The organism is Janthinobacterium foliorum (assembly GCF_978021625.1).
Window position 1 is genome coordinate 88,939 of sequence record NZ_CDXDQE010000006.1, and the last position, 21,797, is coordinate 110,735.

19 protein-coding genes are annotated in these 21,797 nt (G+C 64.0%); 9 read left to right on the top strand and 10 right to left on the bottom strand.

What is annotated here, in order from left to right; genetic code table 11:
- Positions 1 to 58: 58 nt before the first annotated feature.
- A complete protein-coding gene (locus tag ACZ92H_RS14445; RefSeq protein ID WP_131368930.1) occupies positions 59 to 826 on the bottom strand; it encodes an SDR family oxidoreductase in 768 nt (255 codons plus the stop codon).
- A 123-nt stretch (positions 827 to 949) separates the two neighbouring features.
- Here ACZ92H_RS14445 and ACZ92H_RS14450 point away from each other — a divergent pair, with 123 nt between their 5' ends.
- Both ACZ92H_RS14450 and ACZ92H_RS14455 read left to right on the top strand, forming a co-directional pair.
- Positions 950 to 1,873, top strand: a complete 924-nt coding sequence (locus tag ACZ92H_RS14450; protein WP_465049894.1) for a LysR family transcriptional regulator — start codon at positions 950 to 952, stop codon at positions 1,871 to 1,873.
- A gap of 16 nt (positions 1,874 to 1,889) precedes the next feature.
- Entirely contained in the window at positions 1,890 to 2,642 is a 753-nt protein-coding gene (locus ACZ92H_RS14455; RefSeq protein ID WP_465049895.1) for a DUF4303 domain-containing protein, read from the top strand.
- A 3-nt stretch (positions 2,643 to 2,645) separates the two neighbouring features.
- On the opposite strand, the gene ACZ92H_RS14460 is transcribed toward ACZ92H_RS14455, so the two are convergent.
- From ACZ92H_RS14460 to ACZ92H_RS14495, 8 genes are all read right to left on the bottom strand, one after another.
- Positions 2,646 to 3,767 carry a metallophosphoesterase gene (locus tag ACZ92H_RS14460; protein WP_465049896.1) on the bottom strand — a complete coding sequence of 374 codons (1,122 nt, stop codon included), beginning with the start codon at positions 3,765 to 3,767 and terminating at the stop codon, positions 2,646 to 2,648.
- 1 nt (position 3,768) lies between these two features.
- Positions 3,769 to 4,632, bottom strand: a complete 864-nt coding sequence (locus ACZ92H_RS14465) for a substrate-binding periplasmic protein (RefSeq protein ID WP_465049897.1) — start codon at positions 4,630 to 4,632, stop codon at positions 3,769 to 3,771.
- A 96-nt stretch (positions 4,633 to 4,728) separates the two neighbouring features.
- Positions 4,729 to 6,243, bottom strand: coding sequence for an ATP-binding response regulator (locus ACZ92H_RS14470; RefSeq protein ID WP_465049898.1), 1,515 nt, complete (start codon positions 6,241 to 6,243; stop codon positions 4,729 to 4,731).
- Positions 6,230 to 8,053, bottom strand: coding sequence for an ATP-binding protein (locus tag ACZ92H_RS14475; protein WP_465049899.1), 1,824 nt, complete (start codon positions 8,051 to 8,053; stop codon positions 6,230 to 6,232). Before ACZ92H_RS14475 ends, ACZ92H_RS14470 begins: the two co-directional genes overlap by 14 nt.
- Positions 8,050 to 9,135 (bottom strand): ATP-binding SpoIIE family protein phosphatase, encoded by a 1,086-nt coding sequence (locus ACZ92H_RS14480; RefSeq protein WP_465049900.1) that lies wholly within the window; start codon positions 9,133 to 9,135, stop codon positions 8,050 to 8,052. The genes ACZ92H_RS14475 and ACZ92H_RS14480 overlap by 4 nt, the downstream gene beginning before the upstream one ends.
- Positions 9,132 to 9,539, bottom strand: coding sequence for an ATP-binding protein (locus ACZ92H_RS14485; protein ID WP_465050058.1), 408 nt, complete (start codon positions 9,537 to 9,539; stop codon positions 9,132 to 9,134). Before ACZ92H_RS14485 ends, ACZ92H_RS14480 begins: the two co-directional genes overlap by 4 nt.
- Before the next feature lie 55 nt (positions 9,540 to 9,594).
- Positions 9,595 to 9,957 (bottom strand): STAS domain-containing protein, encoded by a 363-nt coding sequence (locus ACZ92H_RS14490; RefSeq protein ID WP_092797902.1) that lies wholly within the window; start codon positions 9,955 to 9,957, stop codon positions 9,595 to 9,597.
- 7 nt (positions 9,958 to 9,964) lie between these two features.
- Positions 9,965 to 10,843: an STAS domain-containing protein gene (locus ACZ92H_RS14495; RefSeq protein ID WP_465049901.1), complete on the bottom strand. Its 879-nt coding sequence runs from the start codon at positions 10,841 to 10,843 to the stop codon at positions 9,965 to 9,967.
- Between the two features lie 250 nt (positions 10,844 to 11,093).
- Between ACZ92H_RS14495 and ACZ92H_RS14500 the strand changes: the two genes are divergently transcribed.
- The 5 genes from ACZ92H_RS14500 to ACZ92H_RS14520 all read left to right on the top strand — a co-directional run bounded on the left by ACZ92H_RS14500 (position 11,094) and on the right by ACZ92H_RS14520 (position 16,843).
- A complete protein-coding gene (locus tag ACZ92H_RS14500) occupies positions 11,094 to 11,507 on the top strand; it encodes a hemerythrin domain-containing protein (protein WP_465049902.1) in 414 nt (137 codons plus the stop codon).
- Positions 11,508 to 11,540: 33 nt separating this feature from the next.
- The gene (gene hmpA, locus ACZ92H_RS14505) at positions 11,541 to 12,737 is read left to right on the top strand and encodes an NO-inducible flavohemoprotein (RefSeq protein WP_465049903.1); all 1,197 of its coding nucleotides are present in this window, start codon (positions 11,541 to 11,543) and stop codon (positions 12,735 to 12,737) included.
- A gap of 139 nt (positions 12,738 to 12,876) precedes the next feature.
- A complete protein-coding gene (locus ACZ92H_RS14510) occupies positions 12,877 to 13,185 on the top strand; it encodes a DUF485 domain-containing protein (RefSeq protein ID WP_465049904.1) in 309 nt (102 codons plus the stop codon).
- A 14-nt stretch (positions 13,186 to 13,199) separates the two neighbouring features.
- Complete coding sequence (locus ACZ92H_RS14515) at positions 13,200 to 14,870, top strand: cation acetate symporter (RefSeq protein WP_465050059.1); 1,671 nt, start codon at positions 13,200 to 13,202, stop codon at positions 14,868 to 14,870.
- Positions 14,871 to 15,022: 152 nt separating this feature from the next.
- Positions 15,023 to 16,843, top strand: coding sequence for a hypothetical protein (locus ACZ92H_RS14520; RefSeq protein WP_465049905.1), 1,821 nt, complete (start codon positions 15,023 to 15,025; stop codon positions 16,841 to 16,843).
- An 88-nt stretch (positions 16,844 to 16,931) separates the two neighbouring features.
- On the opposite strand, the gene ACZ92H_RS14525 is transcribed toward ACZ92H_RS14520, so the two are convergent.
- Positions 16,932 to 17,393, bottom strand: a complete 462-nt coding sequence (locus tag ACZ92H_RS14525) for an RrF2 family transcriptional regulator (RefSeq protein ID WP_131368945.1) — start codon at positions 17,391 to 17,393, stop codon at positions 16,932 to 16,934.
- Between the two features lie 362 nt (positions 17,394 to 17,755).
- On the opposite strand from ACZ92H_RS14525, the gene ppc reads away from it, so the two are divergent.
- On the top strand, positions 17,756 to 20,509 hold the full coding sequence (gene ppc, locus ACZ92H_RS14530; RefSeq protein WP_465049906.1) for a phosphoenolpyruvate carboxylase: 2,754 nt from the start codon (positions 17,756 to 17,758) through the stop codon (positions 20,507 to 20,509).
- Between the two features lie 214 nt (positions 20,510 to 20,723).
- Complete coding sequence (gap, locus tag ACZ92H_RS14535; protein WP_131368946.1) at positions 20,724 to 21,734, top strand: type I glyceraldehyde-3-phosphate dehydrogenase; 1,011 nt, start codon at positions 20,724 to 20,726, stop codon at positions 21,732 to 21,734.
- Positions 21,735 to 21,797 lie beyond the last annotated feature (63 nt).

The following is a 21,797-nucleotide window of genomic DNA, read 5'->3' on the forward strand; positions in this document are numbered from 1 at the left end:
AAGAAAAACAAACCCTGAAGCAGACGCTGGGGCCAGACTGGAAAGTCTGGCCCTTTTTTTACGCCGCGAAGCCGCCGTCGATCTTCAGCCCGGCGCCCGTGACGAAGGCCGCTTCTTCGCTGGCCAGGTAGGCCACCATGCCGGCGATTTCCTCGGCCGTGCCATGGCGGGGCAGCGCCATCAGGCCGTGCATCAGGTCGGCGAAGTCGCCTGTCGGCGGGTTCATGTCGGTGGCGACGGGACCCGGTTCCACGTTGTTGATGGTGATGCCGCGCGGTCCCAGGTCGCGCGACAGGCCCTGCGTCAGGCCGCTCAGCGCCGACTTGCTCATGGCGTAGGCGGCCGCGCCGCCGAACGGCATGCGGTGCGCATTCGTGCTGCCGATGTTGATGATGCGCCCGCCCGCGTGCATGTGCGCCACGGCCGCCTTGATGGCCACGAACACGGCGCGCACGTTGACGGCCACCGTCTTGTCGAAATCCGCCAGCGAAAAATCGTCGATGGCGCCGGGCAGGAACACGCCCGCGTTGTTGACGAGGATATCGATCCGGCCAAACTGCGCCGCCACCTTGTCGATGGCCGCCGCCAGCACGGCCGCGTCGGCCGCATCGGCCTGTACGCCCAGAGCCTTGCCGCCGGCCGCTTCCACCTTGGCGGACAGCGCCTGCGCCTCGGCGGACGAACTTTGGTACGTGAAGACGACGGTGGCGCCCTGGCGCGCCAGGCGTTGCACGATGGCGGCGCCGATGCCGCGCGAGCCGCCCGTCACAAAAGCGATCTTGTCTTGCAGTGACAGGGCGGTGCTGGTGGTGGCTTGGGTTTGCATGATGGGCTTTCTGTGTGGAGTGTCGAGGAGTTCAGTATCTGCCTTTCATTCCTGCCGCGCTAGCCATGAATCGCTACAATTACTTTCAACCATTTGGATCAAATGAGCGGGTAGAATAGGCGCATGGATGCATTCAATCACTTGCCATCATTCGTGCTGTCCGCCGAGCTGGGCAGCTTTTCCGCGGCTGCGCGCCGCCTGGGCCTGACGCCGGCCGCCGTCAGCAAGAACGTGGCGCGTCTGGAAGCGGGACTGGGACTGCGGCTGTTCCAGCGCAGCACGCGCAAACTGACCCTGACGGAAGGGGGCGAGCGCTTCCTGCAGCAGATAGGCGGCGCCCTGTCGACCTTGCAGGAAGCCATCGCCGGCGTGGCCGAAGAGGGCGGGCAGCCGGCGGGCATCCTGAAAATCAGCCTGGCGCCGTCGTTCGGGCGCAGCTACGTGGTGCCCTTGCTGGGCGAATTCATCGCGCGCTATCCGGGCGTGATCCCCGACTGCCATTTCGACAACCGGCAAGTGGACCTGATCGGCGAAGGCTTCGATGTCGCCATCGGCGGCGGCATCGAGCTGACGCCGGGCGTGGTGGCGCGAGAGCTGGGGCACGCGCACATCGTCGCCACGGCGTCGCCCGCCTACATGCAGGGTAAGCGCATGCCCGCGCATCCGTCGGACCTGGCGCAATTCGACGGCGTGGCGCGGCGCTCGGCCGGCAGCGGACGGCTGCGCAGCTGGATACTGCGCGACGGCCGCGGCGGCGAAGGCGTGGCCGAATCGCGCCCGCGCGCCATCTTCGACGACCCGGAAGCGATGGCGCAGGCGGCCATCCTGGGCGTGGGCGTGGCGCTGCTGCCCATGCCGCACGCGCTGGCGCACTTGCGCAGCGGCGCGCTGGTCCGGCTGCTGCCTGGCTGGCACGCCGATTCCGGCCCCCTGTCCGTGTATTATCCCAGCAAGAAGCTGCTGCCCGCGAAGACGCGCGTGTTTGTCGATTTTTTGCTGGAACAGTTCCGCCAGCGCGATTTCGCCGCGCAGATGCGGCCCGATTAAACGATGAACAATTCCCATGCATAGCAATTACAGCCTGTTTTACACCTTCGACGGCGACCGGCCGGCCCGCTTCCGGGAAGTGCGCGTATTCGGCACGACCGTCTGGACGGCCAGCGGCGCGGCCATGACGTGGGGCGAGGAGACGCGCAATGACTACGCCAGCGCAGCGCAAGCGCATGCCGCCTACCTGGCGCATTGCCAGGCCGCCCTTGCCGATGGCCATGCGCTAGCGCGCAGCACGGTCATCGACCCCGCCATGTTCGATTTCGCGCTGCTGCAAGGCCTGCTGGCGGATGCCGCGCGCCTGGCTCTCGCCGCCGTGCGCCGCGCGCATCCCGGCCAGCACATCGACGCTGTCGCGCTGGTGAGCGACGACAGCGCCATGACCATCGGTCTCATGGCGAATAGCCGCGAGGCGCTGGCCGCCTCGGAGTATGGCGAGGAAATGCTGTGGAATCCCGCCGAATGGGCGTTCGAGGACGGCGGCGCCTACTTCGACAGCGCCTACCGCCTGCTCCTGCAAGCGCACCGCGAGCTGCCGTTCGACGTGGATTTCGCCACCTTCCGCAGCGGCGTGTTCGACGCCTGCATCGCGGCGCTGGCGCGGCTCGACACGGAAGGCATATTCGGCACGGCTGCCCAGCGCGACGAGTTCGTGCTGTTGTTCGACGTCAGCGACAGCGAGCCGGTGGACGGCGCCATGGCGCGCCTGAACCCGCCGGCCGTGGTCGCACGTTACGAGGCGTGGATGGCCAGCTGGGCGGACTAAATATTACGCCGCCACCAGCCGGATTCTCGTCATCTCCGCCGGCGCGCCGATGCGCTTTGGCGGGCCCCAGTAGCCGGTGCCGCGGCTGACATAAATCCACAGCCGGCCGCGCCGGTGCAGGCCCGCCACGTAGGGCTGCTGCAGCGGCACGAACAGGTTCCATGGCCAGAACTGGCCGCCGTGCGTGTGGCCGGACAGTTGCAGGTCGTAGCCGGCCGCATCCGCCTCGGGCGCGCTGCGCGGCTGGTGCGCCAGCAGGATGCGCGGGATGGTCGCCGGCGCGCCGGCGATGGCCGCCTGCGGGTCGCTTGCCTGGGCCGGGTCGAAGGCGGCCGCATTGAAATCGGTGACGCCGGCGACGGCCAGGCGCGCGCCGCCGTGTTCGAGGATGGCATGTTCGTTCATCAGCACGCGCAGGCCCAGGCGGCGAAATTCCGCCACCCACGGCGCGGCGCCAGAATAGTATTCGTGGTTGCCTGTCACCAGAAACACGCCATGGCGCGCGCGCAGTTCACCCAGCGGCGCCGTGTGCGCGCTCAGCTGCGCCACCGTGCCATCGACCACGTCGCCCGTGATGGCGATGAGGTCGGCCTGCAGGCCGTTGGCGCGCGCGACGATGGCTTCCACGTAGGCGCGCTTGATGGTGGCCCCCACGTGGATGTCGCTCAGCTGCACGATGGTGAAGTCGTGCAGCGCCGGCGGCAGGCCGGCGATGGGCACCGTCACCTCGCGCACGCGCGCCACCCGGCGGGCATTGATGAAGCCGACGACGGTGGCCAGCAGCGCCAGGGCCAGGACCGCCACGGCGGACGCCTGCGCATGCGGGCGCGCGGCGGGAATCAGCATCAGCAGCGCGCGCAGCACGGTGAGCACGAACAGCGAGGAAAAAAAGCCCATGCTCAGCGAACCGGCCCAGCTCAGGCGGTCGGCCAGGCGCGCATCGCTGGTGACGGCGCGGGCGAAGATCGTCATCGGCATCAGCATGGTCGAGGCCAGCAAGACCAGGCCGCCCAGCAGCCAGCCGGCCAGGCCGACGGGCAGCGCCGGCAGAAGCAACCAGCCCAGCAGGGCGTGCAGGGCGCCCAGTATCATGGTGATGCGCAGCAGGGGCGTGCGGGTTTTCATGTCATGGTTCCAGAAGTGGGGTGCCCAGATAGGCGGAAGTGATGCGCGCCAAACTGCCATCCTGGCGCATGTGCCGCAGCACGCGGTCGAAGGCGGCGGCCAGCGCCGGTGAGGCCGCGTTCTTGCGAAACACGATATAGGTATCGAAGCGCATGGACGGCAATGATGGCGAGGCGGGCGCCATGCGCGCGATGCCGTCCAGTTTCAGCTGTCTTACCGTGTACTGGCCGACGATGCCGTCCGCCAGCACGGCGTCGATGCGGTGCAGCGCCAGTTTCTGGAAGTTGGCGGCATCCGTCGGCACTTCGGCGATGCTCCAGCGGCCTTGCGCCGCGCCGGCGGCGATGGCTTCGGGCAGGCGGAAGCCCGCGCGCACGCCGATCACCTTGCCGGCCAGGTCATCGAACCGGGTGATGGCGCGCGCGGCGGCTGCCTGGCGCACGAACAGTACATACTCGGTCGGCTGCAAGGGGACCTTGCCAAATTCCAGGTACTGTTCGCGCGCCGGGGTGCGGCTCATGGCGAAGGCGCAATCGACCGTGCCTTGCGGCCGGGCCAGTTCACTCTCCAGGCGGCGCCACGGCATGGCGCGAAATTCGATGATGATGCCCAGGCGCGATGCCGCCTCGCGCAGCACGTCCACGTTCAAGCCTTCGACGCGTCCCTGGTTTTGCATGAAGTAGGGCACGAAGACGTCGTCGTGGCAGACCAGCCGTGCCGGCAAGCTCTCGCCGGCGTCGGCGCTGGCCGGCGCCGCCATCAGCAGGACGGAAGTGGCCAGCGCGGCGGCCAGCCGCCACGGGCCACGGCGGAAGGATCGGGGAACCGGCGCAACTGCGCCATCGTACATCGGTTGAAGCTGCAATTGATCATCCCAGGTGTCCCGAAACTGTCGCGTTTCGCACGGCCCGATTATAGCCGAAGCGTTATATAAAAAACCAGGCGCGCGGCCGGACGGGCATTACTGGCCGATGTGCAGTCCCAGTGACGCCAGCTTGCCGAAATCGACTGGCTTGGCAAAGTGTTCATTGAAGCCCGCCGCCAGGGCCGCCTGCCGGTCGTGCTCCTGGCCGTAGCCCGTCAGCGCGACGAGCAGGAACTGCTGCGGGATCGGCAGCTGGCGCAATTTGACGGCCACCTCGTAGCCATTCATGTCGGGCAGGCCGATGTCGAGGAAGACGATGTCGGGCTTGAATTCCAGCGTGCGCTCGGCCGCCTGCGCGCCCGTGTAGGCCGTGCGCACCGTGTGGCCGTACATTTCCAGCAATTCGGCCAGGGTGTCGGCCGCATCGCTGTTGTCGTCGACGACGAGGATGCGCTGGCTGCTGCCGGCCGCCGCTGGCGGCGGTGCTGCGGCCGGCAGCGGCACGTTGGCGTCGAGCGGCAGACGGACTTCAAAGGTGCTGCCCAATCCCACGCCGGGGCTGCTGACGCTGACCTGGCCGCCGTGCAGTTCGACCAGGGTGCGCACCAGCGACAGGCCGATGCCCAGGCCATCCTGCACCCGGTCCGGCGAATGGCCGCTCTGCGCGAACAGGCCGAAGATGCTGTCGATGCTGGAGGCGGCGATGCCGATGCCGTTGTCGCTCAGGCGGATGCGCACGTTGTCGCCCTCGCGCGCGGCGCCGATGGCGATGCGTCCGCCCGGCGCCGTGAACTTGGCCGCGTTGAGCAGCAGGTTGGCGACGATCTGCGACAGGCGCACGGCGTCGCCGCAGACCCACAGTTCTTCCTTGGGCAGGTCGATGTCGATCGCATGGCCCCGTGCTTCGATGCTGTGCGAGCTCGTTTCCAGCGCGCTGCGGATCACGCCGGCCAGGCTCACGCTTTCCCACTGCAGCGAGATCTTGCCCAGCGAAATGCGCGACACGTCGAGCAGGTCGTCCACCAGGCGCACCAGGTGGTCCGTGTGGCGGGCGATGGTGCGGCGCGCATTGTCCTGCATGGCCGGCACGACCGGGTCGAGCTTGCACAGCAGGGCCAGCGCCGTGCGGATGGGACCCAGCGGGTTGCGCAGTTCGTGCGCCAGGGTAGCGAGGAATTCGTCCTTGCGGCGGTCGACTTCACGCAGTTCGCGCTCGACCTGGCCCAGGCGCAGCAGCGCCCGCACGTTGGCGATCAATTCGTCCGCCTCGATCGGCTCGACCAGATAATTGTCGGCGCCGCCGTCGAGGGCGCGGATCTTGTCGGCCGTGCCGATGCACGACGCCGACGTTTGCAGCACCAGGATGGTGTTCGTCTCGGCGCCGCCTTTCAGCTGGCGGCACACTTCCAGGCCGTTGATGTCGGGCAGCTTGACGTCGAGCAGGATCAGGTTGGGGCGCTCCTGGCGCGCGCGCAGCAGCGCGTCGCCGCCGTTCGAGGCCTCGATCACCTTGAAGCCGGCGCGCGTGAGGATGCGCGACTTGGCGTAGCGTGCGCCGTCGCTGTCATCGACGTTGAGGATCAGAGCATCGCTGTTGTTATCCGGTAGCATGCGCATTATCCCTGGTGGTGGTGCCTCGCGGCGGGGCCGGCTCTTGCCGGTGGTGGGTATGGCCGATCAGCGTGCGCAGGGTTGTCAGCAATTGCTGGCGCAGCAGGGGCTTGACGTAATACGCGTCCGCGCCCAGCGCCAGGCCCTTGCGCTTGTCGTCGATCTCGGTGGCGACGATGACGGGCACCTGGCGCCGCAGCGGGTCGTTCTTCAGCTCCGCCAGCCAGTGCCAGGCGTTCTCGCCGTGCAGCAGGATGTCGAGGATGACGGCGGCGGGGCGCTGCTGTTCCCAGCGGTCCTGCGCCTCGCGCACGCTGCGCGCGGCCACCACGCGAAACTCGCTGCCGGCCAAAAATTTTTCATATAGCAGGCGGATGGGCGGGTTGTCTTCCACCACCAGCACGGGAATGCGCTGGTCGTTGCCGTCGTCGTTGGCGGGTGCGCACGCTGGCAGGCTGCCTTCGGGCGGGTGATAACTGGTGGGCAGCACGACGGAAAACAGCGAACCCTTGCCCGGTGTGCTTTCCACCGCCACCGTGCCATTGAGCAGGGTCGCCAGGTTGCGGCACAGGGGCAGGCCCAGGCCCGTGCCCTTGACCCTGCGCTGCATGTGGTTTTCCACCTGGCTGAATTCCTCGAAGATCAGTTGCAGGTCTTCGGTGTCGATGCCCAGGCCCGTGTCGGCGACGGAAAAGCGGATCGCATCCTGTTTCGGCAGCGGCGTGGCGCTGACGACGATGGTGCCCGCTTCCGTGAACTTGAGCGCGTTGGAAATGAAGTTGCGCAGGATTTGCGACAGCTTGCCTTCATCCGTGTAAATGTGCAGGGCCGGATCGGGGTCGATGAAGGTGAGCGTCAGCGATTCGGATACCAGCAGCGGGCGCAGCATGCCGCGCAGGGCGCTGAACAGGTCGGCCACCCGGAGGCTGTTGGCGTGCACGTCGACCTTGCCCGCCTCGATCTTGGCCAGGTCCAGCAAGTCGTTGACCAGGTCGTTCAGGCTGACGGCGCCCTGCAGGATGAACAGCACCTGCTTTTCCTGCTCGTCCGTCAGCGCGCCGTCGACGCGGTCGAGCAGCAGCTTGGACAGGGCGCGGATGGAGCTGAGCGGCGTGCGGAATTCATGGCTCATGTTCGACAGGAAGCGCGACTTCATCTGGTCGGCGCGGCGCAGGTGGTCGGCTTTTTCATCGAGCTCCGCGTACAGCGCCACCACGCCGCGGTTGGTGTCTTCCAGCTCGCGCGTCAGCTGCAGCAGGTCTTCCTGGCGCGTTCTCAGCTCGTCCAGCGTGGCCAGCAGCTCGCGGTTCTGCTGCTGCACTTCGGCCACGGTGATATCCGATGGCAGCGCCTGCAGGCTGCCGCCCAGGGCGCCGATTTTCTGCCCGTCGAGCAGGGGCGCGTCGCGCGGGAACAGCTTTTGCAAGGTGATTTCCGTGCCTTCGCCCGGCACGCTGTGGATATGGCAGCGATCCATCAGGCGCTGCGCGCCGAGGATGCCCAGGCCCATGCCCGTTTGCGAGCGGTAGGTGCCGCCCAGGATCTGCTCGAGCTGTTTGATGCCCGGCCCCTGGTCCTCGATGCGGATGGTGAGGAGCTGGGGCGCCGTCATGCCGTCGATCGCGAAATGGATCTTTCCGCTGCCCGCGTAGTTGTAGACATTGCGCGCCAGTTCCGACACGGCCGTGGCGATGCGCACCTGGTCCTGCACGCCGAAGCCGCACAGGGCGGCGATCTGCCGCGCGCGCTGGCGCGCGCCCACCACATCGAGTTCGCTGGCGATATTCGCCGTCAATATGCGTTGCGTCATGCTGCACCTTCTCCTTCACTTGATACTGCTTCGTGTCCTGCGTGTTCCCGCAGCACGACCACCGTGACATCGTCGCGTCCGCGCGAAAAGTCGCGGTACAGCACGGCGGCAATCAGGCTGGGATGGCAGTGCGCCAGGCCCGGATACTGTTCCAGGTCCCAGCGCGTGTGCAGGCCGTCCGAATGCATGATGAGCATGGTGCCCGGCTGCCATGGATAGCGGAATTCCTGTACCTTGCGCAGATTGCTGCCGACGATGCCGTTATGTGACAGCAGATGGCGCCGCTGCTGCGCGTCGAAGGCGCAGGCGGCGATATTGCCCACGCCGGCAAAGCGCAGTTCGCGCTGCGCGCTGTCGATGTGCGCCACGGCCAGCGCCGCGCCGCGCGTGCCCCGCAGGGCGCCGTGGGCCAATTCGATGAACGGGGCGGGCAGGGGAGGCAGGCCGGGCGCGCTGTTTTCCAGCAGCGCGCCGGCCAGTTCCGAGGCCTGCGCCGCCAGCGGGCCGTGGCCCAGGCCATCGGCCACCATCAGGCTCAGTTCATGGCCTTCGCAGACGACATTCCAGGCGTCGCCGCTGACCTGTTCCGATGGCAGCGGCAGGCACACGGCGCCGATTTGCCAGTTGGGGCTGGCGGGAATGGTGCTGCTGGCGTGCGGCCCCCATACCACCATCATCAGCACGGTGCCCTTGCCGGGGGCCGTGTACAGGTCGAATTCCTGGCTCAATCGGCGTATCGCGCCCAGGCCCACGCCATATGTGCCCGTGGTGGAATGGCCGTCCTGCATGTGCTGGCGCACGTTGGCCATGCCGGGGCCATTGTCGATGGACAGCACCTCGATGCCGCTGACGCCGCCGCGCAGCACCTTGCGCAGCAGGATTTCGCCGCGGCGCGCATGCTTGACGATATTCGTGGCCGCCTCGCTGATGATGATGGCCAGCTGGCCCGCGCGTACGTCATCGAAGCCGACGTGGCGCGCCAGCTCGTTGCCGGCGCGGCGGGCCGCGGCGATCTCGCTTGGTTCGCCGATGGAAAAACTTTGTTGCCTGCGCTGGTCAGGGTGCGACGCTTGGTGATTCAAAACAGCTTCCATTTCGCGATGGTGACGGTGGTGCCCATGCCGGGCGCCGTGTCGATGTGAAATGTGTCGGCCAGGCGCTTGGCGCCACCCAGCCCCAGTCCCAGTCCGCCACCGCTGGTGTAGCCATCGGTCAGCGCCTGGTCGATATCTTCGATGCCGGCTCCCTTGTCGGCAAAACTCAGTTCCAGTCCCTGGCGCGCACTGTCGCGCAGGCGCACGATGCGTGCCTCGCCGCCACCGCCGTACCGCAGCGTGTTGCGTGCCAGCTCGCTGGCCGCCGTGATGATCTTGGTCTGTTCGATCAGGCCAAAACCCATGGCGACCATGCTGTCGCGCACCTGCTTGCGCAGGCGCACCACGTCTTCATCGGTATGCAGCGGCAGCACTTGCACCGCCTCCTGCATGCCCGCCTGCGGGCCTTCCCTCGCGCCCGCGCCTAACACGCGACACCCGCGCGCGTCATTCCCACAGGCTGCCTCGTTCCAGCAGCTTGATGCCCAGCTCCACATTCAGGGCCGTGCTCACGCCTTCCAGCGCCAGGCCCAGTTCGACCAGGGTGATGGCGACGGCGGGCTGCATGCCGACCACTACCGTGCGCGCATCGAGGATTTTCGCCATTGCCGCCGTGTTGCTGATCATGCGGCCGATGAAGGAATCGACGATGTCGAGCGCGGAAATGTCGATCAGCACGCCCGTGGCGCGGTCCTTGACGATGCGTGTCGTCAGGTCATCCTGCAAGGTCATCGCCAGGCGGTCGTGCATGTCCACCTGGATCGTCACCAGCAGCAGACGACCCATGCGTAAAATGGGGATTCTCTCCATGGGCGCCTCAGTGTTGCTGCTGCTGGTAGGTGATCGTGGAGCCCGTGCGTTTCAGGGCCACGACGAACGCATCGGCCAGGGTGGCCTTGGTGATCACGTCTTCCAGGTTGACGCCCAGGTGCACGATGGTTTGCGCAATCTGCGGACGGATGCCGCTGATGATGCAGTCGGCGCCCATCAGGCGCGCCGCCGCGATGGTTTTCAGCAAGTGCTGCGCCACCAGGGTGTCGACGGTGGGCACGCCCGTGATGTCGATGATGGCGATCAGGGCGCCCGTATCGACGATCTTTTGCAGCAGGCTTTCCATCACCACCTGCGTGCGGGCGCTGTCGAGCGTGCCGATCAGGGGCAGGGCCAGCACGTTTTGCCACAGCTGCACCACGGGGGTGGACAGTTCCAGCAACTCCTGCTGCTGGCGCAGGATCACCTGTTCGCGCGCCTTTTGATAGATGGCGATGGTCAGCAGGCCCAGCTCGTCGAACAGCTTGCTGGTGCTGACGATGGCGTCGCCCAGCTGCTGCGGCTGCTCGCCGATTTCCTTGCGCAGATAGGTGAACAGCGGTTCCTTGAGTGAAAACACGAAGCTGGCCGTATCGATCGGCGAATAACCCTGGCGCACGCGCGACTGCGACATTTCGCTGAGCAGCTGGCGCGTGTCGTCCCAGGCGCCGCCTTCGATGTCGAACGAGTCGCTGCTTTCCAGCGTGCGCACCAGCAGCGGCAGGAATTGCGAGGCCTGCTGGCGCAATTCATTTTCAGCAATCTTGTCGCGGCGAACGAGGCCTGCGATGAGGCTGGCCATCCAGCCGTCCAGCAGTTCCGTGTGGTGTGCGCTAATGATGCTGGCCAGTTGTTGCGGCTGACCCGTCCCCGTCTTGTTTTTCATGCTGATCCTTGGCTGGAGTGGAAGGTGCTGCACGGCCACACAGAGTGAAATACCCGGCCGCGCTGTCTGCGTGATTATAGGCGACAATGAACAAATTATTATGTTCTTTGGCGCACATATTGCTGCAGGCGGACCAATATTTCCGGATCTGTATTTCGATCAAAAAAATGCGCGCCTTTAAAGATGTAGATGATTTGCATGTTTAAGGGAATTCCGCTACACTGGGCGCACTCAACAAGAGAAGCGCGCCATGAATATCGACAAGTTCAAGCAGCAGCACCTGGCCATCCTGGCCGCCATCGATGACTTGCGCCAGCTGGCGCGCGGCGGTGTCGCCGTCCAGGCCCAGGCGATCGCCAGCCAGATCATCGCCATGAGCGGCCTCATCAAGCTGCACCTGGCCGTGGAGCAGCGCTACCTGTATCCGGCCGCGCAAGCATGCGGGGTGGCAAAAGTTGCCCAGCTGGGACGCCAGTATGAGAGCGAGATGCACGGCATCGCCGGCGCCTACCTGGCATTTGCCGCTCGCTGGAATACGCCCGTGCGGCTGGCGGCCGAACCGGAAGCCTTCCGCAGCGAAGCCAACACCGTGCTGCACGCGCTGTACCAGCGCATGCGGCGCGAAGACGCCGAGCTGTATCCAGCTGTCGAGACGCTGGCCTGACACCGATTACTGACATTCACACAGGAGTTCCACATGCTGACCCAAGCACAACGCGCCATCATCACCGCCACCGTTCCCATCCTCGAGCAGGGCGGCGAAACGCTGACCCGCCATTTCTACCAGAATCTGTTCCGCGACCATCCCGAGGTGCTGCCGTACTTTAACCAGGCGCACCAGCACAGCGGCGAGCAGCAGCGCGCCCTGGCCAATGGCGTGCTGATGTATGCCAAGCATATCGACCGGCTCGCAGCGCTGGGCGGCCTGGTGTCGACCATCGTCAACAAGCACGTGGCCCTGCAGATCCGCGCCGAGCACTATCCGCTGGTGGGTGCCAGCCTGCTGCAAGCCATCCGCGAGGTGCTGGGGGCGGAAGTGGCCAGCGACGCCGTCATCGATGCCTGGGGCGCGGCCTACGGCCAGCTGGCCGACATCCTGGCCGGCGAGGAAGGGCGCATCTATCAGGCGCAAGCGGCCGCGCCGGGCGGCTGGAGCGGCGCGCGCGATTTTCTCGTGCAAGGCAAGACGGTGGAAAGCGGGGAGATCACCTCGTTCCTGATGGCGCCCGCCGATGGCCAGCCCGTGCTCGACTTTGCGCCGGGCCAGTACATCGGCGTGGTGGTCACTGTCGATGGCGTGCCGATGCGCCGCCAGTATTCGCTGTCGGCCGCCAGCAATGGCCAGACTTACCGCATCAGCGTCAAGCGCGAGCAGGGCGGCAAGGTGTCCAATTTCTTCCACGACCATGTGCAGCCAGGCGACACCGTGCAGCTGACGCCGCCATCGGGCGACTTCGTGCTGCAAGACAGCGACAAGCCGCTGGTGCTGATCAGCGGCGGCGTGGGCATCACGCCGACCCTGGCCATGCTGGCGGCCGCGCTGCGCGGCAAGCGCCCCGTGCATTTCATCCATGCGGCGCGCCACCACGGCGTGCATGCGTTCCGCCAGCAGATCGATGACCTAGCCGCGCAGCATCCGCAATTGCAACGCTATTACTGCTACGCGGAACATGGCGGCGGGCAGGGCGCGCCGGACGGCACCGCGCCGGACGCCGTCGGCTTGCTGGACAAGGATCGCCTGGCGCAGTGGCTGCCCGCGTCGCGCGACGTGGATGCCTATTTCCTGGGACCGCAGCCATTCATGCGGGCCGTCAAGCAATCCCTGCGCGAGCTGGGCGTGCCGGAACAGCAGACGCATCATGAATTCTTCGGCCCGGCCTCGGCGCTGAACTGATACCGGACTGTCCTTGCGCACCGTGTGTTGCCTCGGCGAGAAAAACTGCTTGCCGTAAGGGGCGGGTAAGCCTCGCGCTGTACTGTGAATCCAAGCTCGAAAACAAAAGAGCAGCTTTTACATAACAGGAGGCAATACAATGCATGACGATCTGGTGCAACAAATCAAGCGCGACCCTAGCTACCACGAGCTGGTCAAGGTGCGCTCCCGTTTCGGCTGGACGCTGACAGCCCTGATGATGCTGGTGTACTACGGCTACATCCTGCTCATCGCGTTCAACAAGGAATTTCTCGCTTCCAAGACTGGCGCTGGCGTGATGACCTGGGGCATGCCGATCGGCCTGTTCGTCATCGTGTTTACCGTGCTGATCACCGGCGTGTACGTGCGCCGCGCCAACAAGCAATACGATGACCTGACGCAAGCCATCCAGGCGCGGGTGCAGGCATGAGCGGCGCCGTCCCGATGCCGCGCACACTGTCCCGCCTGGCGGCCCTGGTATTGCTGGGCGCCACGGCCAGCAACGGCGCGCTGGCGGCCGGCGCCGACCTGGGCCAGGCCCAGCAGCAGCCCACCAACTGGACGGCGATCATCATGTTCGCCGTCTTCGTCGTCTTCACCCTGTTCGTCACCAAATGGGCGGCCGCCAAGACCAAGTCGGCCGCCGACTTCTACACGGCGGGCGGCGGCATCACGGGCTTCCAGAATGGCCTGGCGATCGCCGGCGACTTCATGTCGGCCGCATCCTTTCTCGGCATTTCCGCCGCCGTCTTCCTGAACGGCTACGATGGCCTGATCTACGCCATCGGCTTTCTCGTCGGCTGGCCCGTCATCACCTTCCTGATGGCCGAGCGCCTGCGCAACCTGGGCCGCTTTACCTTCGCCGACGTGGCCGCGTACCGCTTCAAACAGGCGCCGATCCGCATCTTCTCCGCTTCCGGCACCCTGGTGGTGGTGGCCTTTTACCTGATCGCGCAAATGGTGGGCGCGGGCCAGCTGATCAAGCTGCTGTTCGGCCTGGAGTACTGGATCGCCGTCGTGCTGGTCGGTACCCTGATGATGATTTATGTGCTGTTTGGCGGCATGACGGCCACCACCTGGGTACAGATCATCAAGGCCGTGATGCTGCTGGGCGGTGCCAGCTTCATGGCCATCGCTGTGCTGGCGCAATTCAATTTCAGCCCGGAAGCCCTGTTCGCCAAGTCCGTGGAAGTGCATGCCACCAAGGAAGCCATCATGGGGCCCGGCAGCTTCATCAAGGACCCGATTTCCGCCATCTCATTCGGCATGGCGCTGATGTTCGGCACGGCCGGCCTGCCGCACATCCTGATGCGTTTCTTCACGGTGCCAAATGCCAAGGAAGCCCGTAAATCCGTGTTCTGGGCCACCACCTGGATCGCCTATTTCTATATCCTGACCTTCATCATCGGCTTTGGCGCCATCGTGCTGGTGAGCACCAATCCCGAGTTCAAGGATGCCGCTGGTAAATTGTTAGGCGGGAATAACATGGCGGCCGTGCACCTGGCCAAGGCCGTTGGCGGCAACGTCTTCCTCGGCTTCATGTCGGCCGTCGCCTTTGCCACCATCCTGGCCGTCGTCGCGGGGCTGACGCTGTCCGGCGCCTCGGCCGTGTCGCACGATCTGTACGCCACCGTCATCAAGAAGGGCAAGGCGACGGGCGCCAATGAATTGAAGGTGTCGCGCGTGACCACCATCGTGCTGGGCATCATTGCCGTGGTGCTGGGCATCGCCTTTGAAAAGCAGAACATCGCCTTCATGGTCTCGCTGGCCTTCGCCATTGCCGCCTCGGCCAATTTCCCCGTGCTGTTCATGTCGGTGCTGTGGAAAGACTGCACCACGCGGGGCGCCACCATCGGCGGCTTCATGGGCCTGATCACGGCCGTGGGCTTGACGGTGGTGTCGAAGTCCGTGTGGGTCGACGTGCTGGGCCATGCGGAGGCGCTGTTCCCGTATGCCTCGCCCGCCATCTTCTCGATGACGGCCGGCTTCGCCGGCATCTGGCTGTTCTCCGTGCTCGACAGGAGCCCGCGCGCGCGCATCGACCGTGCCGGCTACGAAGCGCAGCAGATGCGCTCGGAAACGGGCATCGGCGCGGCGGGTGCCAGCGCGCATTGAGCATGTAGAATCGCTCCAGACCTGGAACACCCCTTTCGCAGGGGTGTTTTTTTTTGCCTGCGATTTGCATGATCGGATCAGCCGGTGTACGCTCGCCCAAAGTAGGTCCGCTTGTTGTTGTTACTGTCATTAAGTGCAACGTGAGAGAGCCAATGAAGCACACATACGCGGTAAAAAGACAGGGTAGTGGGGAGCGTTTGCTCGTCCCCGGCGCTGGCCCTGGAGCAGGGCGGCTGGCCGCGGCATTCCATTCCGGCAGTGACCTGCCGCAAGCCACAGGTTCGCGTAAATGGCCGGGCATGGCGGACCGGGCTGGCGGTATGAGTAGGCATGCCATGCATGGCATGGCCGATCAGGCCCGGGTGCAGGATCTGCTGGCCAGGGCCCGGCAAGGCAGGCTGCGCGATGGCGAGGTGGAAGTGATGCAGCGGCCCGACCTCGGACCCATGCAGCTGCGTCATCTCGCCCAATCGCTGGAAGCGACGGCCACTGCGCCTGGCAGGCCGGTGGCCGACGCCTTGCAATCGGGCTCGGCCAGCATCGGCAATGGGCGGGTGCGGATGCCGGGCATCGGCGGTGCAGGCGATCCGGCGGCGATCGCCCATCAGCTAGGTGTGCTTCGTCCGCAGGCAACGCGCATCATATCAGCCTCGAGCGGGCGTTTTGAAGTCCAGGCAAAGCTCAACCCCTGGGTGTCCGTGGCGACGGGACGCGCATTGCCGGAATTGGAGGCCGATCCCAATATGATCGGCCCGCAGAGACAGTACAAGGACGGCGATCAGCATCCGATCGAGCTGGGCGTGGAATGGTGCAGCGTGCTTCCCCAGCACCTACCAGCGCAACCGTACGATTCCGACAACATGTATAGTGGATTCATGCAGGCGCTTGCTGCGGCCGATGGCTTGGACATGGAGGCAGAGAAAAAACAGGCGATGAAAGTACGCCTGCTTTCTGACTTTTACCATCAGCTGAAAAGCTTGTCAGCCGCGCAATTGCAGGAAATTGGACACCTGCTTGAAGAAGATATCGATAAGCATGAGGCTAGCGATACGCTTGACAAGGCATTTGACGAGACTCGGCTTGTTTACAGAACATGGCATGCGCCTAGCCATATTTCCGTCTCCACCGGCCTAGGGGCGTCACAGGCTGACGGGAGGGAACTTGTTGGCGCCGATAATCTCAAAACCGTGCTCGACCCCGAAAAATTCAGGCATTACAAGCAGCAAAGCAAATTGCCAGGGTCGGTCCTGCCTTCGCTTGGCGCTTCTCCATCGTCATTGCTTTACCCTGATCCTGATCAACCTAATGTTGTATTTTTAAAGGAACGCGGTACAGCCGCCGCCCTTTTGCCCGAGAATCTGAATGCCGGATTCAACGCTTACAATGAAGCAGCGAAATTCATGCTTCGCGGAAAGACAAGCGAAGAATTGGCAGGGGAATTCAGCAAACTTCATTACCATGCCAAGAAAATGCGGGCCAGCGTAACGCGGCCGCTATTTTTTAATAGCGACGATCTTCAATCGAATACGGATGCTTTCCTACACCCGGACAAACCCGGTGACCGCCCACACGTACGTAAAATCCATAATGGTCTGCATGTGGAACATAACCCGTTAAGGCAAAGTTTCGACCTGAAACTGGCCGATCCATTCCGCGCCAACGCCATTTTCTATCAAACATTCTCTGAATATTCGAAACCGAACACGTATGCTGAGGAATGGAATGAGATGGTTGTCAAATACAGGCAAAAAGGGCATATGGCAGGCCTTTTTGCGGAGATCAGGGCTTGGGTGCCCGAATTGAAGGATTATCCAGGGATTGTGGACGAGTTAATAGATAGCGGGAAGTTTAATGCGGATTTTGCGAAGGCGATTGCAGGGAAGGAGGAGCCCGCTGCCAATGCCAAGAGCAGCGCTTCAAAAACAAAGCCGAAAAAGCAGACAAAACATACAAAGCAGAAAATTAAAAAATAGCAAGCATGCTCTGCTGCGCAGCCCCCTTCACCACGATGCAAGGTGGCGCACATCGAGCCTATCCGGACTGATTGCCTAGTCCAGGCACTCATTGCGTATTTTCCACGTGCAGGCGGATCACGCCTGCCATCGGTGCGGGCGCGTTGCCAGCCGGTTCCAGGATGGCTGCCAGGGTCAGCGTATCGAGCACGGCCAGGAAGGCGGCCGTAGCCTGGCCCAGTTTGGCCTTCAGCAGGCAGTCGGGCGTCAGCGGACAAGTGTTGCTGTCCTTGTTGAAGCACTCGGCCATGAAGAAGTCGCTCTCCGTTTCGCGCACCACGGTGCCGATGTTGATCTCGGCCGGGTCGCGCGCCAGGCGCAAGCCGCCATTTCTGCCGCGCACCGTTTCCACGATGCCGGACAAGCCCAGCTGATGCACCACCTTCATCAAGTGATTTTTCGAGATCGAGTGCAGGTCGGCAATGTCCTGGATGGTGGCGAGCCGCTCGCGGTGCGTGCCCAAATACATCAGGGTGCGCAGGGTGTAATCAGTGTAGGCAGTCAGTCGCATCGGCACGGGTGTCAGTAAAGATGTGGATTACATCCTTGTTTCAAGCCGCCAGCATACAGGAAAAGCGCCGCGGCAGCGCCGGCGCCTTGCGCATTTTCGCCTCACTTTTCATTCGAGAAAGACAAAAGTTGGTTGCCTTTCGCTCAAATGCGTAGTAAATTTTCATATTGTTGCCCTGGCAAACAGCTCGCGCGCCCTTTAAAGCCCTTTGAGCATGGATTTTGTTGATGGAAATCAAGAGGATGGTGAAACAATAAGGTAAATTTACTACAAATTGGATGATGGGCGTTTCCCGGCCGGGGAACGCGTACTACGCAATCTGTGCGGTGCCGGCACGGTGGCCGCCCCAGGAAATGAATACCATGCAAATGAATGAAGTGAAAGACGAGCTGCTGAGCAGCGATATCCGCCAGCTGGGCCGTCTGCTGGGCGACGCCATCCGCAACCACCTGGGCGATCCCGCCTTCGAACGCATCGAACATGTGCGCCAGCTGGCCATTCGTTTCCGCCGCGACAATGATGCCGTGGCCGGCACGCAACTGTCGGACGCGCTGCAAGCGCTGTCGCAGGAAGAAACCACCCAATTGACGCGCGCCTTCAGCTATTTTTCGCTGCTGGCCAACATTGCCGAAGACCAGCACCACATCCGCCGCACGCGCGCCCACCTGATCGCCGGCTCGCCGCCGCGCCAGGGCAGCCTCGCCCACGCCGTGGGCAATGTGCTCGACGCCGGCCAGGCCGATGCGCTGGAAAGCTTCTTTGACGATGCCTTCGTCAGTCCCGTGTTTACGGCGCACCCGACGGAAGTGCAGCGCAAGAGCATCCAGAATTGCCAGATGGCCATCGCGCGCCTGTTGAACGAGCGCGACCGCGTGCAGATGACGCCGGAAGAGGCGGAACAGAACGAAGAAGCGCTGGGGCGCGGCATCGTCACCTTGTGGCAAACGCGTTTGCTGCGCACGAGCAAGTTGTCCGTCATGGATGAAGTGGCCAATGGCCTGTCGTTCTATGATCACACGATCCTGCGCGAACTGCCCAAATTGTATTCCTCGCTGGAAACCATGCTGGCCCAGCGCGATGCACGCTGGGAAGATGTGGAATTGCCCAACTTCATGAAGGTCGGCAGCTGGATCGGCGGCGACCGCGACGGCAATCCTTTCGTCACGGCCGACATCCTGCGCAGCACCCTGCAAACCCAGGCCGACAAAGTGCTGGACTTTTATCTGGGGGAACTGCGCAAGCTGGCGTCGCAACTGTCCCTGGCGCAAATATTGAATTCCTGCAGCGAGCCGCTGCGCGCGCTGGCCGAACGCTCGGCCGATGCGTCGCCGCACCGCGTGGACGAGCCGTACCGCCGCGCCTTGCACGGCATCCACGCGCGCCTGGAAGCGACGCGGGTCGTTCTGGCTGGCAAGGGCAAGCAGGCCGATGGGGTGCAGCCTTACGCCGCCGCCGCCGACCTGCTGGCCGACCTGGACGTGGTCCGGCATTCGCTGGTCAGCAATGGCCTGCGTTCGCTGGCGCGTGGCCGGTTGCGCCAGCTGCGCCGCGCCGTGAAGGTCTTCGGCTTCTCGCTGGCGCCGCTGGACTTGCGCCAGAATTCCGACGTGCACGAACGTGTGGTAGGCGAATTGTTTGCCGGCGCCCAGCCCGGCCTCGTCTACCTGGAGCTGGACGAAGAGCAGCGCATCGCCTTGCTGCTGGCCGAACTGGCGTCGCCACGCCTGCTGACTTCGCCATACGCGCAATACTCGGAAGAAACCACCTCCGAGCTGGACATCTTCCGCGCCGTGCGCGAAGCGCATGTCAAGTATGGCAAGGAATCCGTGCCGAACTGCATTATCTCGAAGGCGGCCAGCGTCTCGGACTTGCTGGAAGTGGCCTTGCTGCTGAAGGAAGTGGGCTTGCTGCGCCAGGACAGCCGCGAAGTGGACGTCAACATCATTCCCCTGTTCGAGACCATAGCCGACTTGCGGGCCGGCCCCGCCATCATGGCGCGCGCCTTCGGCTTGCCGTTCTACCGGGGCTTGCTGGCTTCGCGCGGCGACCAGCAGGAAGTCATGCTCGGTTACTCGGACAGCAACAAGGACGGCGGTTTCCTCACGTCCGGCTGGGAACTCTACAAGGCCGAGATCGAGCTGGTGAATGTGTTCAAGCAGTACCAGATCAAGCTGCGATTGTTCCACGGCCGGGGCGGTTCCGTGGGCCGAGGCGGCGGACCCAGCTATGAAGCCATCCTGGCCCAGCCGGCAGGCGCCGTGCAAGGCCAGATCCGCCTGACGGAGCAGGGCGAAGTCATCACGGCCAAGTATGCGAACCCGGAAGTGGGACGCCGCAACCTGGAGGTGCTGGTGGCCGCCACCATCCAGTCGACCCTGCTGCCGCAGGCCCAGTTGCAGCCGAAGGCCTCGGCCGGCGCGGGCCACCTGGCTGCCATGGAAGAGCTGTCCGGCACGGCCCTGAACGCCTATCGCGACCTCGTGTATGGCACGGACGGCTTCGAACAGTATTTCTGGGAATCGACCGTGATCGCGGAGATTGCCGCGCTGAACATCGGCAGCCGTCCCGCTTCGCGCAAGAAGTCCACGTCCATCGAAGACTTGCGGGCCATTCCGTGGGTGCTGAGCTGGGCGCAATGCCGTTTGATGCTGCCGGGCTGGTTCGGTTTCGGTTCCGCCGTGCAAGCCTACCTGGCCGCCCATCCTGCCGATGGCGCGGACGTGCTGCGCGGCATGTATACGGACTGGCCCTTCTTCACGTCCTTGCTGTCGAACATGGACATGGTGCTGGCCAAGAGCGACATCGCCATCGCCGGCAAGTATGCGGAACTGGTCAAGGACAAGGTCTTGCGCGAGGCCATCTTCACGCGCATCCGCGCCGAATACGCGGCTACCCTGGACGCCCTGAAGCTGATCACGGGCCAGGAAGAACTACAGCAAGCCAACCCGCTGATGCAGCGCTCGATCCGCAACCGCTTTCCCTACATCGACCCGCTCAATCACGTGCAGGTGGAATTGCTGCAGCGTTTCCGCGAGGGCAAGCAGGATGCGGCCGCGCGCACGGGCATACATTTGTCGATCAATGGGATTGCGGCAGGGTTGCGCAACAGCGGTTAGATGGCACCGAACCAAGCCTACTGCGCGTCGTGATTTGCGGCCTGCGATGCTCACTGTGCCATAGCACAGTTTCGCTTCTCAGCCACAAATCCCTTCCGCTCGCTACGGTTTTGTTCGGTGCCGTGAGTGTTAGTTGGACCGCCCAAGCGACATTCCGGGGTCAGACCCCAGCTTTGTACTTGGGACGGTTTTAGCAAAACAACAAGGAGACAGCATGACCATCAAAGTTGCCATCAATGGCTATGGCCGCATCGGCCGCAATGTCTTGCGCGCGTTTTATGAAGGCGGCAAGCAGCAGGATATCGCCATCGTCGCCATCAACGACCTGGGCGACGCCAAGTCGAACGCCCATTTGACGCGCCATGACACGGTGCACGGCAAGTTTCCCGGCGTCGTCACCATCGATGGCGACAATATGCTCGTGAATGGCGACCGCATCCGCGTCTTCGCCCAGCGCGACCCGGCCCTGATTCCGTGGGGCGAACTGGGTGTCGACGTCGTGCTCGAATGCACGGGTTTCTTCACCACCAAGGAAAAAGCGTCGGCCCACCTGAAGGGCGGGGCGAAAAAAGTCATCATCTCTGCCCCGGGCGGCAAGGACGTGGACGCCACCATCGTGTTTGGCGTGAACCAGCATGTGCTGAAAGCTTCCGATACGGTCATCTCGAATGCCTCGTGCACGACGAATTGCCTCGCGCCATTGGTCAAGCCGCTCAACGACGCCATCGGCATCGAATCGGGCCTGATGACCACCGTGCACGCCTACACGAATGACCAGGTGCTGTCCGACGTGATGCATGAAGACCTGCGCCGCGCCCGCTCGGCCACGCATTCGATGATTCCCACCAAGACCGGGGCGGCGGCGGCCGTTGGCCTGGTCTTGCCGGAATTGAATGGCAAGCTGGACGGCTTTGCCGTGCGCGTGCCGACGATTAACGTCTCGCTGGTCGACCTGTCCTTCATCGCCAAACGCGACACCACCGTGGAAGAAGTCAATGCCCTGCTGAAAGCGGCCTCGGAAGGCGCGCTGAAAGGCATCCTCACTTACCAGACGGAACCGCTCGTTTCCATCGATTTCAACCACAACCCCGCCTCGTCGAATTTCGATGCGACCCTGACCAAGGTGTCGGGCCGCCTCGTGAAAGTATCGTCGTGGTACGACAACGAATGGGGTTTCTCGAACCGCATGCTCGACACCACGGTCGCCCTGATGGCGGCCAAATAAGCACACAGTACCAGCGCTGATCCAGCGCACCAGGACGGCCGGCCCACGAGGCTGGCCTTGCAG